Annotated in this window: 9 protein-coding genes; 5 read left to right on the top strand and 4 right to left on the bottom strand. The window is 70.2% G+C overall.

Annotated elements, in window-relative coordinates:
* Positions 1 to 60: 60 nt before the first annotated feature.
* Genes KY572_RS09165 through accC form a run of 3 tightly spaced genes read right to left on the bottom strand, consistent with a single transcriptional unit; the run spans position 61 to position 3,776 of the window.
* Complete coding sequence (locus KY572_RS09165) at positions 61 to 1,722, bottom strand: acyl-CoA mutase large subunit family protein (RefSeq protein WP_224242160.1); 1,662 nt, start codon at positions 1,720 to 1,722, stop codon at positions 61 to 63.
* Positions 1,722 to 2,231, bottom strand: coding sequence for a DUF2118 domain-containing protein (locus KY572_RS47095; RefSeq protein ID WP_317987829.1), 510 nt, complete (start codon positions 2,229 to 2,231; stop codon positions 1,722 to 1,724). Before KY572_RS47095 ends, KY572_RS09165 begins: the two co-directional genes overlap by 1 nt.
* A 27-nt stretch (positions 2,232 to 2,258) precedes the next feature.
* Complete coding sequence (gene accC, locus KY572_RS09175) at positions 2,259 to 3,776, bottom strand: acetyl-CoA carboxylase biotin carboxylase subunit (RefSeq protein ID WP_224242161.1); 1,518 nt, start codon at positions 3,774 to 3,776, stop codon at positions 2,259 to 2,261.
* A 127-nt stretch (positions 3,777 to 3,903) separates the two neighbouring features.
* On the opposite strand from accC, the gene KY572_RS09180 reads away from it, so the two are divergent.
* The 5 genes from KY572_RS09180 to KY572_RS09200 all read left to right on the top strand — a co-directional run bounded on the left by KY572_RS09180 (position 3,904) and on the right by KY572_RS09200 (position 13,434).
* Positions 3,904 to 5,073, top strand: a complete 1,170-nt coding sequence (locus KY572_RS09180) for a hypothetical protein (RefSeq protein ID WP_224242162.1) — start codon at positions 3,904 to 3,906, stop codon at positions 5,071 to 5,073.
* Positions 5,074 to 5,105: 32 nt separating this feature from the next.
* Positions 5,106 to 5,459 carry a hypothetical protein gene (locus KY572_RS09185; RefSeq protein WP_224242163.1) on the top strand — a complete coding sequence of 118 codons (354 nt, stop codon included), beginning with the start codon at positions 5,106 to 5,108 and terminating at the stop codon, positions 5,457 to 5,459.
* 122 nt (positions 5,460 to 5,581) lie between these two features.
* Positions 5,582 to 6,622, top strand: a complete 1,041-nt coding sequence (locus tag KY572_RS09190; protein ID WP_224242536.1) for a threonine aldolase family protein — start codon at positions 5,582 to 5,584, stop codon at positions 6,620 to 6,622.
* 51 nt (positions 6,623 to 6,673) lie between these two features.
* A complete protein-coding gene (locus KY572_RS09195) occupies positions 6,674 to 12,076 on the top strand; it encodes a non-ribosomal peptide synthetase (RefSeq protein WP_224242164.1) in 5,403 nt (1,800 codons plus the stop codon).
* Complete coding sequence (locus KY572_RS09200) at positions 12,076 to 13,434, top strand: MFS transporter (RefSeq protein ID WP_224242165.1); 1,359 nt, start codon at positions 12,076 to 12,078, stop codon at positions 13,432 to 13,434. Before KY572_RS09195 ends, KY572_RS09200 begins: the two co-directional genes overlap by 1 nt.
* A 27-nt stretch (positions 13,435 to 13,461) precedes the next feature.
* Here the strand turns inward: KY572_RS09200 and KY572_RS09205 are convergent, their stop codons facing one another.
* Complete coding sequence (locus KY572_RS09205; protein ID WP_224242166.1) at positions 13,462 to 14,142, bottom strand: GNAT family N-acetyltransferase; 681 nt, start codon at positions 14,140 to 14,142, stop codon at positions 13,462 to 13,464.
* Between the last annotated feature and the right edge of the window lie 55 nt (positions 14,143 to 14,197).

Genomic DNA, 14,197 nt, shown 5'->3' on the forward strand with positions numbered 1-14,197 from the left:
GGGACGTCGAGCCCCTCGGAGCCCGAACGTTCGGATTCGAGCGCTGGCGGGGGCGAGCGCCTACAGGACTACATGCTCCTTGTGCTCGCCGAAGACATCCCGCATGGCGTCGGAGATCTCCCCCAGCGTCGCGGAGGCCTTCACCGCGTCCAGGATGAGCGGGATGAGGTTCTCGTCGGCCGTGGCCGCGGCCTTGCGCAGGGCATCCACGGTGCGGGTCGCGGCGGCGTTGTCGCGCTCGGCCCGCAGCTTCTTCAGGCGCTCGGCCTGCACCCGCTCCACGTTCTCGTCCACGCGGAGCAGCCCTTGCGGCGGCGGCTCCTTGACCTGGAACTGGTTCACACCCACCACCACCGAGCGCTTCTCCTCCAGCTCGCGCTGGGCCTGGTAGGCGGCCTCCTGGATCTCGCTCTGCGGGTAGCCCTTGGCGATGGCCTGCACCATGCCGCCCATGTCGTCGATGCGGCGGATGTAGTCCTGGGCCTTCGCCTCCAGCTCGTCCGTCATGGCCTCCACGGCGTACGAGCCGCCCATGGGATCGATGATGTCCGCCACGCCGGACTCGTAGGCGATCACCTGCTGGGTGCGCAGCGCCAGCCGGGCGGCCTCCTCGGAGGGGAGCGCCAGCGCCTCGTCGCGGCTGTTGGTGTGCAGCGACTGCGCCCCGCCCATCACCGCCGCCAGCGCCTGGAGCGCCACGCGCACCACGTTGTTGTCCACCTGCTGGGCCGTCAGGGTGCTGCCGGCCGTCTGCGCGTGGAAGCGCAGCATCATCGAGCGCGGATCCTTCGCCTTGAAGCGCTCCTTCATGATGCGCGCCCACAGCCGCCGCGCCGCGCGGAACTTCGCCACTTCCTCCAGGAAGTTGTTGTGGACGTTGAAGAAGAAGGACAGGCGGCCGGCGAACTCATCCACCTGCAGGCCGGCCTCGAGCGCCGCCTCCACGTAGGCGATGCCGTCGGCCAGCGTGAAGCCGATCTCCTGGGCCGCCGTCGAGCCGGCCTCGCGGATGTGGTAGCCGCTGATGGAGATGGGGTTCCACTTGGGGATGCGCCTGGCGCAGAAGGCGAACAGGTTGGTGATGAGGCGCAGCGAGGGCTCGGGCGGGTAGATGTAGGTGCCGCGAGCCATGTACTCCTTGAGGATGTCGTTCTGCACCGTGCCGGAGAGCTGCTCCAGCGCCACGCCGTTCTTCTCGCCCACCGCCGCGTAGAGGCACAGGAGGATGGGGGCGGTGGCGTTGATGGTCATGGACGTGGACACGTCCGCCAGCGGCAGGCCCTTGAGCAGCACCTCCATGTCGCGGATGGAGGAGATGGAGACGCCCACCTTGCCCACCTCGCCCCGGGCGCGCGAGTGGTCCGCGTCCCGGCCCATCTGCGTGGGCAAGTCGAACGCCACGGACAGGCCCGTCTGCCCGGACTGCAGCAGGTAGTGGTAGCGCTGGTTGGCGTCCTCGGCGGTGCCGAAGCCGGCGTACTGGCGCATCGTCCAGAAGCGGCCGCGGTACATGGTGGGCTGCACGCCGCGGGTGAAGGGGTACTCGCCCGGGAAGCCGAGCTGACCGGTGTACTCGCCCTTCACGTCGTCCGGGGTGTAGACGGGCTTCATCTCCAGGCCGCTGGAGGTGGTGAAGGAGGGGTGGCGCTCGCCGCCCTTGGCCTTGGCCTTCTCGTAGATCTGCTTCTGCCAGCGGGCCTTCTCGTCCTTGATGTCGGCCATCACTCCACCACCACGAGCCTGGCGTTGTTCTCCACGGTGGAGCCCTCCTTGGCGAGCAGCTCCACCACCTTGCCGGCCTTGGGGCTCTTCAGCTCGTTCTCCATCTTCATGGCCTCCACCACCACCAGGCCCTGGCCCTCCTTCACCTCGTCCCCGAGCTTGACGAGCACCTTCACCACCTTGCCCGGCATGGGCGCGCTGATGACCTGCTTGCCCTCCGCGCTGAAGCCCGCCGAGCCCGCGCGCAGCCGCAGCCGGCGCTCGTCCGCCACGTCCACCCGGGTGACCTGGCCGCGCACCAGCACGCCCACCTCGTCGCCGTTCTCCTCGAACTCGACGGGGTAGGAGGTGCCGTCCACCAGCATGGACACCGCCCCATGGTCCAGCGTCAGCGCGTCCACCGTGTACGTCTTGTCCTGGAGCGTGAGCCGGTACTGGGTGCCACCCAGGTGCTCGATGTCCACCGGCACCGCTTCCTTCTGGCCCTGCAGCTTCGCGAAGTAACGCATGGAGTGTCTCGAGAGAGGAGGGGAGTGCTACCGCCGACGGGTGCGCAGGGCCAGCCGCCACGGGGACATGCCGCCCGTCCCCGTCGCCGCGCCGGCCTTGCCGGGCAGCGTCTTGGCGCGCTTCTGGTCCCGCTGGTGCGCGAACACCGCGCTGGCCAGCAGCGCCACCTCTTGCAGCTTCGGATCGTCCTGGCCCAGCAGCGCGTTGTGCTCGCGCGTCAGGAAGCTGGTGTCGTAGTCGCCGCCCACGAACTCCGGGTGCTCCACGATGGCCTTCAGGTAGCGCGTGTTGGTGGTGATGCCCTTGACCACGTACTCGCTCAGCGCCCGCCGGGCCCGCGCGATGGCCTCCGTGCGCGTCGGCGCCCACACGGACAGCTTGGAGATCATCGGGTCATAGAAGTTGGGCACCGTGTAGCCCGCGTACACGCCCGAGTCGTCCCGGACGTTGGGCCCGCCCGGCACGCGCAGGTACTGGATCTTCCCGGGGCTGGGCATGAAGTTGCGCGCCGGGTCCTCCGCGTAGATGCGGACCTCGATGGCGTGCCCGTGCGGCGTCGGCGCCTCCTGGAGGGGCAGCTTCTCGCCCTCGGCGACCTTGATCTGCAGCGCCACCAGGTCCAGCCCCGTCACCCACTCCGTGACGGGGTGCTCCACCTGGAGGCGCGTGTTCATCTCCAGGAAGTAGAAGTTGCGGTGCACGTCCACCAGGAACTCCACCGTCCCGGCGCCCACGTAGTTCACCGCCTTGGCGGCCTGCACCGCCACCGCGCCCATCTTCGCCCGCAGCTCCGGGGTGAGGATGGGGCTGGGCGTCTCCTCCACCACCTTCTGGTGGCGGCGCTGCGCCGAGCACTCGCGCTCGTTCAGGTGCACCGCATTGCCGTGCTGGTCCGCGAAGACCTGGATCTCCACGTGGTGGGGCTTCTCGAGGTACTTCTCGATGTAGACGGCGTCGTTGCCGAACGCGTTGAGGGCCTCGCCCTTGGCCCCGCGCCACGCGGAGGAGAAGTCCTTCAGGCCCTCCACCCGGCGCATGCCCTTGCCGCCACCGCCGCCGGCGGCCTTGAGCATGATGGGGAAGCCGATCTTCTCCGCGTACACCCGCGCCTCTTCCTCGGTGGCGATGGGCTCGGCCGTGCCGGGCACCACCGGCACCCCGGCCTTGATCATGTTCTGCCGCGCCCGCGTCTTCTCGCCCATGGCGTCCATGGCCGAGGCCGGCGGGCCGATGAAGGTGATGCCCGCCTTCTCGCACGCGCGCACGAAGGAGGCGTTCTCCGAGAGGAAGCCGTAGCCGGGGTGGATGGCGTCCGCGCCAGACTTCTTCGCCGCCTCGAGGATGCGCTCCTGCACCAGGTAGCTCTCGCGCGAGGGAGGCGGGCCGACGAAGTAGGCCTGGTCGGCCATGCGCACGTGCAGCGCGGAGCGGTCCGCCTCGGAGTAGACGGCCACCGTGGCGATGCCGAGCTCCTTGCAGGTGCGCATCACCCGGATGGCGATCTCTCCGCGATTGGCAATGAGGATCTTGCGAATCTTGGGCATGAGCGCCCTTTAGCACACGAGAGCGCCGGCTCGGTGAACGCCGTGCAGACTCACGGAGGGTGACTCCCCGCTCCGGAGCGGAGATAGTCTGCCCGCTTTGTCCTACCCTGGACTTCCGAGGAGCCTCATGTCCCTGCGTCGCTGGAGCCGCGCGCTGTCGCTGGCTGCCCTCGTGGTGGCGGGTTGCAAGTCCAACAGTCCGTCGTCCGCCTCCGCCCAGGACTCGGGCGCTCCCACCGCCGCCGCGGCTCCTGCGCCCGCGCCCAGCCCCGCGCCTGCGGCTCCCCCAGCGCCAGCCCCCGCACCCGTTCCTGCCTCCGGGCCCGCGGTGTCGTTCCTGCGGCCCACGGACCCCGAGCGCTGTGAGTGGGTGCGGCAGCCGCTGCCCTCGGGCGAGTCGACGGCCGTCTTCTCCTTCAACGGGGCGTGCGACCGGTCCATGGTGTCCTGGAGCCCGGATGGCAAGGAGGGGCTGGTGTTCACCTGGCCCTCGGGAGAGGGCGAGGTGCCCAGGGCCTGGCGGGTGGACCTGACGGCGCGCACCGGCAAGGCGCTGGACCTGAAGCCGCTGCCCGGAGGGAAGGATGCGGGCGGGCAGGACCAGCCGGCCATCGACCGGATCGTCTTCGACAAGCAGGGCCGGCCGGTGGCGCTCATCTCGGATGAGTACGTCTCGCGCGTCCCCGAGAAGGGGGCGGGTGGCAGGCAGTTCCTCACCTTCGAAGGCAAGCGCTACCCGGTCGGCGAGGGGGCCGAAGGCAGCCCTGGGCTGGCCCACGCGTACCGGTTCGAGGAGGGCGGCTGGAAGCGCATCGAGACGACGAGCACCACCTACGGGGCGGACCTCGCGTCGGGTGTCCTGGCACTCCAGGTGAACAAGGAGCTGCAGCCGCTCGCGAAGGCCTCGCCGGAGCACCACAACCCCGGCGAGGAGGCTCCGGCGCCCGCCGCGAAGAAGCTGGACCAGGCCTTCCCCGGGCTGGACGAGTCCGGACAGTGGATGACCCTCGCCACGCCCGGCGGCAAGCTCTACTACCGAGGCACACTGGGCGGAGAGTTCCTCTACCCGGGAGCCCCCATCGCGTGGGAGCAGGACGGGAAGTGGGTGGAGTTGGAGGGCCTGCTCGCCAGGCCGGATGACTACCTGGACATCGTGCTCCAGGAGGGGTGGCTGCTCGTCACCAACTTCGGGGGCACGCGCTCCGCCCAGGTCTGGGACACCCGGACGAAGGAATTGCTCGTGTCCGCGGAGGGGGCCAGTGCTCCCGCCTTCTGGCCGAAGACCGCGGGCCCGTGATGACACGTTCCATGGATAGGAGGATTTCTCTCGTGCGAAAAGCTCTTGGCCTCTGGGTCGCCGCGCTCCTGCTGGTGGGGTGCGAGGACAACAAGCTGATTACCCCTCCACCCACCGAGGCTCCCAAGCCGACGGCTCCCACGGAGGCCGCCCCGACCGAGGCCAGTCCCCCCCCCGCCGCGCCGAAGGTGCATGGCGCCACGGGTGTGGGGGACACCGAGCCCGCTCCGGAGCGAGGCCCGCCGAAGCCTGGCCAGGTGGCACCCACCGCGAGCGAGTGGGGCCGGAAGAGTGACGCGGATGGCGGGACGGCCACGGATGCGGGAGCGCCTGTTCCCCGGGGAGGCCCTCGGCCGGGCGCCGCCAAGGGGCCGGGTCAGCCCTGAGGGGGCCCGGCGGACCGGTAGCGAACTGGTATGACAAGCAGACCAGTTCGGCCAGAGCGCGGCCCAGGCGAGCGGAGTCCCACCGCGAATGGGCCATCCCATCTGAGGTAGCATGGGTGGCGATGATCGATCTGCGCAGCGACACCTTCACCGTGCCGTCGCCCGAGATGCGGGCCCAGATGGCCAACGCCGAAGTGGGCGACGACTATTACGGTGAGGACAAGAGCGTCAACCGGCTGGAGCACTACTGCCGCGAGCTGTTCGGCAAGGAGGCCGCGGTCTTCACCACCAGCGGGATGCTGGCGAACCAGCTCGCCATCATCTCCCAGGTGTCCCGCGGCAACGAGGTGGTGACGGAGTACAACTACCACGTCAACCTCTACGAGAGCGCCCAGCACGCCTCGTTCTGCCACGTGGTGCTCAACGGCCGGGAGACGGTGGACGGCGTCCTCCGGGTGCCGGATGTCCTCCGGGCCATCGAGTCCAAGCCGCGCGAGAGCACCTACTCCCAGGTGGAGCTGGTGACGCTGGAGAACACCATCAGCTTCCGTCAGGGACAGGTGTTCCCGCTGGAGGAGATCCAGAAGCTGCGGCGCTTCACCTCCGAGCGGGGCATCCGCCTGCACCTGGACGGCGCGCGCCTGTTCCATGCGCACCTGGCCACGGGCATCCCGCTGGCGGCGTGGGCGGCCGAGGTGGACACCATTGGCGTCTGCTTCTCGAAGGGCCTGGGGGCGCCGTTCGGCTCGATGCTGATGGGCTCCAAGGACGTCATCGAGCGGGCTCGCCGCTACCGCGTGTGGTACGGCAGCGGCTTCCACCAAGTAGGAGTCTGCGCGGAGGCCGCGTACTTCGCGCTGACGCGGCAGATGGACCGGCTCAACGAGGACCATCGCCTCACCCGGCTGCTGGCCGAGAAGCTGGCGGACGTGCCGGGCCTGGGCGTCAAGCCGGAGACGGTGCGGACGAACATGATCTTCATCGACCTGGCGGGGGCGCGGATGACCGCCGAGGCGTTCGAGGCGCGCTGCAAGGACCTCGGGCTGCTGGTGCTGACGTTCCCGCCCAACCGGATCCGGCTGGTCGTCTCCCGGCTCGTCAACGAGGCGGATGTGCTCAACGCCGCGCGCATCCTCCGGCAGCTGGGCGCGGACCTCGCCTGATCGACTGAAGGTTTCGTCCGCTCCTCAGCTCCCACTCGCGGAAGCCGCTTCATGAGCCCGTCCCAGATCTCCCTGCCGAGGACGTTCGTCCATCACCTCCAGAGCCAGGCGGAGCGGCGTCCCACGCGTCGGGCCTTCCTCTATCTGGAGCGTGGCGAGACGGAGGGGCCGGAGCTCACCTATGCCCAGCTGGACCAGCGGGCCCGGGCCGTGGCGGCCAGCCTGCAGGGGCGGCTCGCTCCGGGGGACCGGGCGCTGCTGCTGTGTCCGCAGGGGCTGGACTTCCTCTGCGCCTTCCTGGGCTGCCTGTACGCCGGGGTGATCGCCGTTCCGGCCTATCCGCCGCGCGCGAACCACAACCTGCTGCGGATCCGCGCGATCGCGAAGGACTGCCAGCCCCGAGCCATCCTGGCCACGCGCAAGGTGCTGACCACCAGCGGCGCCGTGCTGAAGGAGCTGCCCGAGCTGGCGGCGACCGAGATGATCCCGGTGGATGCCATCGAGCCAGGGGCCGCCGACGCGTGGCGCAGGCCGGAGCTGGGCCCCGACACGCTGGCGTTCCTGCAGTACACCTCCGGCTCGACGGGGCTGCCCCGGGGCGTGATGGTCAGCCACGAGAACCTGCTCCACAACGAGGAGCTGATCCGGCGGGGCTACGAGCACACGGACGAGACGGTCATCGTCAGCTGGCTGCCGCTGTTCCATGACATGGGGCTCATCGGCTGCGCGCTCCACGGGGTGTACCTGGGCGGCTCCTGCATCCTCATGTCGCCGGTGGACTTCATCCAGAAGCCGGTGCGCTGGCTGAGCGCGGTGTCCCGCTACCGGGCGACCTCGAGCGGAGGGCCGAACTTCGCCTATGACCAGTGCGTGCGCCGCGTCACCCCCGAGCAATGCCAGGGGCTGGACCTGAGCGGCTGGAAGGCGGCGTTCAGCGGCGCCGAGCCCATCCGCTCGCTCACGCTGCGGCGCTTCGCGGAGATGTTCCGTCCCCAGGGCTTCCTGCCGGATGCGTACTACCCCTGCTATGGCCTGGCCGAGTCGACGCTGTTCGTCACGGGCGCCGTCATCGGGCAGGCGCCCGTCGTGCGAGAGCTCGATGCCGAGGCGCTCCGGGCGCACCAGCCCCGCCCGGCGGCGGCGGGCACGCTGGAGCGGGTGTCCCTGGTGGGCTGTGGCCATCCCCGTGGGGATCTGCGGGTGGAGATCGTCGAGCCGGACACGCGGCGGCGGTGCGCGGCGGGCCAGGTGGGGGAGATCTGGGTCTCCGGGCCCAGCGTGGCGCGGGGCTACTGGGAGCGCCCGGAGGCCACCCAGGAGACCTTCGGCGCGGAGCTGGCGGACGGAGACCCCGCGAGGTTCCTGCGGACGGGGGACCTGGGCTTCTTCGAGCAAGGCAGCCTGTTCATCACCGGGCGGCTCAAGGACCTGGTCATCCTCCGAGGCCGGAACCACTACCCGCAGGACCTGGAGTGGACCGTGGAGCAGAGCCATGCCGCGCTCCGCCCCGGGTGTGGCGCGGCGTTCTCGGTCGAGGTGGAGGGTGAGGAGCGGCTGGTGGTGGTGCAGGAGGTGGAGCAGCCCGCCCGGACGGATGTCGAGGCGGTGGCTCGGGCCGTCCGACGTGCCGTCTCCCGGCTCCACGAGGTGACGCCCTACGCCGTGGTGCTCATCAAGCCGGGTGGCCTGCCGAAGACGTCGAGCGGCAAGGTCCAGCGCCGCGCCTGCAAGGCGTCGTACCTGAAGGGTGAACTGGAGCTCGTCGGGGAGAGCCTGCTCCGGGAGGCGGAGTCGCTCGACTACGAGGTGGCGCCGCTGTCCCGGGCGCTGCTGCTGGAGCAGCCCGAGGAGGCCCGCCGCTCCTTCCTGATGGAGCGCCTGCGGCAGCACGTGGCGCGAGCCCTGCGCGTCGTGCCCGAGGAGGTGCCTCCGGACCAGCCGCTCACCGCGCTGGGCGTGGACTCGCTCTCGATCGTGGAGCTTCGGAACCAGCTGGAGGCGGTGCTGTCGCTGCGGCTCTCGCACTCGTTCTTCCTGCAGGAGGTGACGCTGGAGTCCCTGGCGGACCGACTGCTCGCGTCCCTGGGCGAGGCGTCGTCCTCCGTCTCCGCGCCCGCGCGAGAGGGGGCTCGGGAGGTGTTCCCGTGCTCCTACGGGCAGCGGGCCCTGCTGTTCGAGCAGCAGTGGGCGCCCAGGAGCACGGCGTACAACGTGTCCGTGGCGGCGCGCATCCGCTCGCAGGTGGAGGTGAAGGCGTTCCAGCGCGCGATCGCGCAGCTCATGCGGCGCCACCCCGCGCTGAGGACTACCTACGAAGTCGTGGGGGGCGAGTGGGTCCAGAAGGTCCACGCCGAGCCGCCGCTCCCCTTCGAGCACCGGGAGGTCGCCGACTGGACTCCGGAGGCTCGGATGGCCTGGCTGGAGGAGCAGGCGCACTCGCCGTTCGAGCTGGCGCACGGGCCCGTGTTCCGGGTGGCGCTGCTGACGGCTCGGAGGGATGAGCACCTGCTGCTGCTGTCCGCGCACCACGTGGCCGTCGACATGTGGTCCCTGACGATCCTGCTGGACGAGCTGGGCCAGCTCTATCCCGCGGAGCGGGCGCGAGGAGAGAGTCCGCTCGAGCCGCTCACCGCGGGCTACGAGGACTTCGTCCGGTGGCAGCAGCGGTGGCTCGCGGAGCCGGCCGGTGAGCAGTCGTGGGCCTATTGGAAGGAGCGGCTGTCGGGCCACACGCCGGTGCTGGCGCTGCCCGCGGACCGGGTGCGCCCTCGGGTCTGGTCCGCCCAGGGCGGCAAGCACGCCTTCACGCTCCCGGAGGCGCTCACCGAGTCGCTCCGAGCGCTCTGCCGGGCGCAGGGCACGACGCTCCACACGACCTTGCTGGCGGCCTACGTGGCGCTGCTCCACCGCTACACGGGGCAGGAGGACCTGGTCGTGGGCTCGCCCGCGTCGGGGCGCAGCCGGGCGGAGTTCGAGGACGTGGTCGGGTACTTCGTCAACCCGGTGCCCATCCGTACGCGCTGCGACGGGAGCGCGAGCTGGCTGTCGCTGCTCGCGGGGACGCGGCAGGCGATGCTGGAGGCCCTGGATCATCAGGACTATCCGCACCCGCTCCTGGTGCAGCGGCTGGGGCTGGCGAGAGAGGCTGGTCGAGCGCCGCTCTTCCAGACCCTGTTCGCGCTGCTGAAGCCGCCTCGCGGCGCGGCGGAGACGCTGGGTGCCTTCCTCGTGGCGGAGGAGGGAGGGCGGATGGACCTGGGAGGGCTCGAGCTCGAGTCGCTCCGCCTGGGCCAGCGCGCCGCGCAGTTCGATCTGTGCCTCACCCTGGTCGAGCAGGGCCGCCGGCTTTTGGGCTCGTTCGAGTTCAGCACCGACCTGTTCGAGCGGGAGACGATCACCGCCATGGCCGGGCACTTCCAGCGACTGCTGGAGTCGCTCGTGGCGAACCCGGCGGCGCCGGTGTCCCGGCTGGAGCTGCTCACGGACGAGCAGAAGGCCGCGCTGGTGCGCCAGGGGCTGCGCTCCGTGGACTGGCCACGAGAGCTGCGCGTGCACGAGCTGCTGGAGCGCCAGGCGAGCCAGAAGCCCCAGGCGGTCGCGCTGGTCAGCGGTACGCAGCGGCTCACCTATGGAGAGTTCGAGGCCCGAGCGAACCAACTGGCGCACACCCTCCTGAGGCGAGGACTGCGCCGGGGCGGGCTCGTGGGCATCCTGCTGGAGCGGGGAGTCGATGCCCTGGTGGCGATGCTGGGGGTCATGAAGGCGGGAGGCGCCTTCCTGCCGCTGGATGGCTCGGTGCCGCGCGAGCGCCTCGCGGCCATGCTGGACACTCCGCGCCTCACGACCCTGGTGACCCGGCAACGGTGGAGGGACTCGCTGCCCTCCAGCCGGGCCAGCATCCTCGATCTCGACGCGGAGGTTTCCGTCCTCGCGCAGGCGCCGAGGGAGGCGCCGAGGGTGCCGGTCTCCCCGGAGGACCCGGCCTACGTCATCTTCACCTCGGGAACCACGGGCACACCGCGAGGCGTGCTGGTGTCCCATGGCTCCGTCATCAACGCGGCCTACGTCTGGAGGGACTACTACCGGCTGGAGCAGCTCGAGGCGGTGAGCCTCCAGCTGAGCAGCTTCGCCTTCGACATCTTCGTGGGCGATCTGATGAAGGTCCTCATCAGCGGAGGCCGGCTGGTGATCTGCCCGGAGGAGACGCGGCTCAACCTTCCGGAGCTCGCCGCGCTGATTGACCGGGAGCGCATCACCTTCCTGGATGCGGCGCCCTCGCTGGTGCTCCCGCTGATGGAGGAGAGCCATCGCCAGAAGTGGCCGCTCGGGACGCTGAAGGTCGTCATCCTGGGAGGAGAGGCCATCGACCTGGAGCGGTTCCGGGCGCTGAAGGAGCGCCTGGGGGCGCAGGCGCGGGTCGTCGCGGCCTATGGCATCACCGAGACCACCGTGGATTCGAGCTGCTACGAGCTCGATGCCTCCGTGCCCACGGGAACCTCCGGCTACGTGCCGCTGGGGCGGCCGCTGCCCAACACCCGCCTCTACATCCTGGACGAGCAGCTCTCCCCCCAGCCGGAGCGCGTCATCGGCGAGCTCTACATCGCCGGGCCGGGCGTGGCGCTGGGCTACCTCGATCAGCCGGCCCTCACCGCGCAGCGCTTCCTGCCGGACCCGTTCTTCCCCGGCGAGCGGATGTACCGCACCGGCGATCTCGCCCGCTGGCTCGGCGGCGCCGTCGTGGAGTTCCGCGGTCGGCGCGACCATCAGGTGAAGATCCGGGGCTTCCGGATCGAGCCCGGGGACATCGAGTCCAACCTGCTGCAGCACCCCCACGTGGCCGGGGCGGTGGTCATCCCCTGGGAGGATGCCCAGCGGGAGCGACGCCTGGCCGCCTACGTCGTCGCGCGGGAGGGCACCACGCTCCAGCTCGAGGAGGTGCGCGCCTTCCTGAAGCAGCGCCTGCCCGAGTACATGGTGCCTTTCACGATGCAGCAGCTCCAGGCGCTTCCGCTCACCTCCAACGGCAAGGTGGATCGACGGGCTCTGCCGCCGCCGGATCCCTCGCAGGCCGTGGGGAAGCCCGCCTATGTTGCTCCCACCACGCCCCTGGAGCAGCGCATCGCCTCCATCTGGTCGGAGCTGCTGGGCGTGGAGCGGATTGGCGTGCAGGACAACTTCTTCGAGCTGGGCGGGCACTCGCTGCTGGCGACACAGCTCGCGTCGCGGCTCCACGAGGCCCTCGCGGTGGAGATCCCCCTGAGCATGCTGTTCGAGTCCCGCACGGTCGCGGAGCTGGCTCGCGCCATGGCGCGGCTCCAGCGCGAGGCGGTGGGCCAGGCGCCCGAGCCCGTCCTCGAACGTGCCGCCGGAGACTCCGAGGCTCTGCTGGAGCGGCTGGACGAGCTCTCCGAGGCCGAGCTGGATGCCCTGCTCGCCCGTGAGGGGCTGAAGTGATGTCCGGCTCCGTGTCCACGAGCGCCCAGGGCGTTCCCAGCGGCATCCGGACGTTCCTCATCGCCTGGCTGGGGCAGGTGATCTCCGCGACGGGGGCGCGGATGACGAACTTCGTGCTGAGCCTCCACGTGTATCAGCGCACGGGCTCCGTCACGCAGTTCGCGCTCACGTCGCTGTTCACGGTGCTGCCCACGGTGCTGCTCTCCCCCGTGGCGGGCGTCTACATCGATCGAGGAGACCGGCGCCGCGCGCTGCTGCTCAGTGAGTGCGGCTCCGGGGTGTGCACGCTGGTGTTGCTGGGCGCGCTGCGGTTCGGGGAGCTCTCGATCTGGCACATCAACCTCGCCGTGGCGGCCATCTCCACCTTCAGCGTCTTCCAGGTGCCGGCGTTCGCCTCCGCCACGACGCTGCTGGTCCCGCGAGAGCACCTGGGCCGCGCCACGGGCCTGGTGCAGATGGGGGAGGCCATCGCGGAGCTGCTCTCCCCGGCCCTGGCCGGCGTGCTGGTGGTCTCGCTCGAGCTGCGAGGGATCCTCCTGATCGACGTGGTGAGCTACGCCGTCGCGCTGCTGCTCCTGCTGTCCGTGCGCATCCCCCGGCCCGCAGCCTCCCAGGAGGCGCAAGCGGCGAGCAGCTCGTTGCTGGGCGAGGCCACCTACGGCATGAGCTACATCCGCGAGCGCCAGGGTTTGCGCGGGCTGATGGTCATCCTGTGGGTGAGCAGCTTCGGGGTTCAGGTCGTCTGGACGCTCCTGACGCCCTTGCTGCTGAGCTTCACGACGGAGGCGGTGCTCGGCACCATCCTCTCCGTCAGCGGAGTGGGGATGCTGGCGGGCAGCGTGCTCATGAGCGTGTGGGGCGGGCCCTCCCGGCTGGTGTACGGGGTGCTGGGCTTCCTGCTGCTGCAGGGGGTGGTGCTGTTCTCCGGAGGCCTGCGGCCCTCCGTCCCGCTCGTGGCGAGCGCGGCCTTCGTCTTCTGCTTCTGCATGCCGTTCATCAACGGCTGCAACGTGGCCATCTGGCAGCGGAAGGTGGAGCCCTCCGTGCAGGGCCGTGTCTTCGCGGTGCGGCGCATGGTGATGACCACCGCCGGCCCGGTGGCCTACCTGCTCGCGGGGCCGCTCGCGGATCGCGTGTTCGAGCCGCTCCTGGCACCGGGCGGCGCGCTGGCGGCGAGCGTCGGCCAGGTGATTGGCACGGGGACCGGGAGAGGCATCGGCCTGATGTTCCTCCTGCTCGGGGTGGGCACGGTGCTGACGGCGGTGCTCGGGTATCTGAACTCCGGGCTGCGTCAGGTGGAGGCCACGCTGCCGGATGCAGTCCCGGAGGATCTCCACGCCCAGCTCTCCCAGCGCTGAAGGCCCGCGCCGGGCTCTCGCTCGCGGCTACTCGCCCGTGGCCTGCCGGATGGCCTTCTGGAGGTGCTGGAACGTGCCCTGGGAGCTCTCGATCATGCGCTTGCTCAGCTGCACGCCGCCGCAGCGGTACTCATAGGCGCGCTTCTGCTCGGCGCTGTGGAAGTAGGTGAGCATCAGGTTGGGGCCCACCTCGTAGTGGACCTCCAGCCCCGTGATGCTGAACCCCTGCTTCAGCTTGGCGATGATGACCGCGTTGTTGCTGGGGGCGTGGGTACTCTGGATGCGGTGGAAGCCCAGCGCCCGGGTGTAGGCGATCAGCCGCTGGATGAAGGCGCTGTAGAGCCCCTTCCTTCGGTAATCTGGATGGATGACGCTCAAGTCCATCAGATAAGCGTCCTCCTGCTGCTGGCGGCCGATGAACATGGCGGCCACCCGGTCTCCGTCCATCGCGCAGAAGTAGTCCACCCAGGGCATGGCCCTGGCGGAGGCAATCACCTGCTTGCGCGCGGCGCGCTCCTGCTCGCTGAGCAGCCCGGCACCCGCGAAGAACAGCTCCTCCGGGAAGTGGGGCTGTAGCTCCCGGAGGTACACTTCCCACCACGCCTCGCGCTCGAGGAGCTTCAGGGTATAGCGGTCCAGCAGCTTCTCGCTCAGGTGCGCGTCGCGGATCGGGCGTGCCCACGCCCAGCTCTCATCCATCATCGTCATGGCTCGGGGGAAAGCGCTCGCACGGAGCGCTTGCGGCGGTGAAGGGTGGGGAGAG

It is taken from the genome of Hyalangium gracile (assembly GCF_020103725.1).
GTDB lineage: Bacteria > Myxococcota > Myxococcia > Myxococcales > Myxococcaceae > Hyalangium > Hyalangium gracile.

Excerpts from the sequence above, each read along its gene's own strand:
- KY572_RS09165 (WP_224242160.1), bottom strand. The coding sequence starts at position 1,722 with ATGGCCGACATCAAGGACGAGAAGGCCCGCTGGCAGAAGCAGATCTAC.
- KY572_RS09190 (WP_224242536.1), top strand. The coding sequence starts at position 5,582 with ATGATCGATCTGCGCAGCGACACCTTCACCGTGCCGTCGCCCGAGATG.
- KY572_RS09200 (WP_224242165.1), top strand. The coding sequence starts at position 12,076 with ATGTCCGGCTCCGTGTCCACGAGCGCCCAGGGCGTTCCCAGCGGCATC.
- KY572_RS47095 (WP_317987829.1), bottom strand. The coding sequence starts at position 2,231 with ATGCGTTACTTCGCGAAGCTGCAGGGCCAGAAGGAAGCGGTGCCGGTG.
- KY572_RS09195 (WP_224242164.1), top strand. The coding sequence starts at position 6,674 with ATGAGCCCGTCCCAGATCTCCCTGCCGAGGACGTTCGTCCATCACCTC.
- KY572_RS09205 (WP_224242166.1), bottom strand. The coding sequence starts at position 14,142 with ATGACGATGATGGATGAGAGCTGGGCGTGGGCACGCCCGATCCGCGAC.
- KY572_RS09180 (WP_224242162.1), top strand. The coding sequence starts at position 3,904 with ATGTCCCTGCGTCGCTGGAGCCGCGCGCTGTCGCTGGCTGCCCTCGTG.
- accC (WP_224242161.1), bottom strand. The coding sequence starts at position 3,776 with ATGCCCAAGATTCGCAAGATCCTCATTGCCAATCGCGGAGAGATCGCC.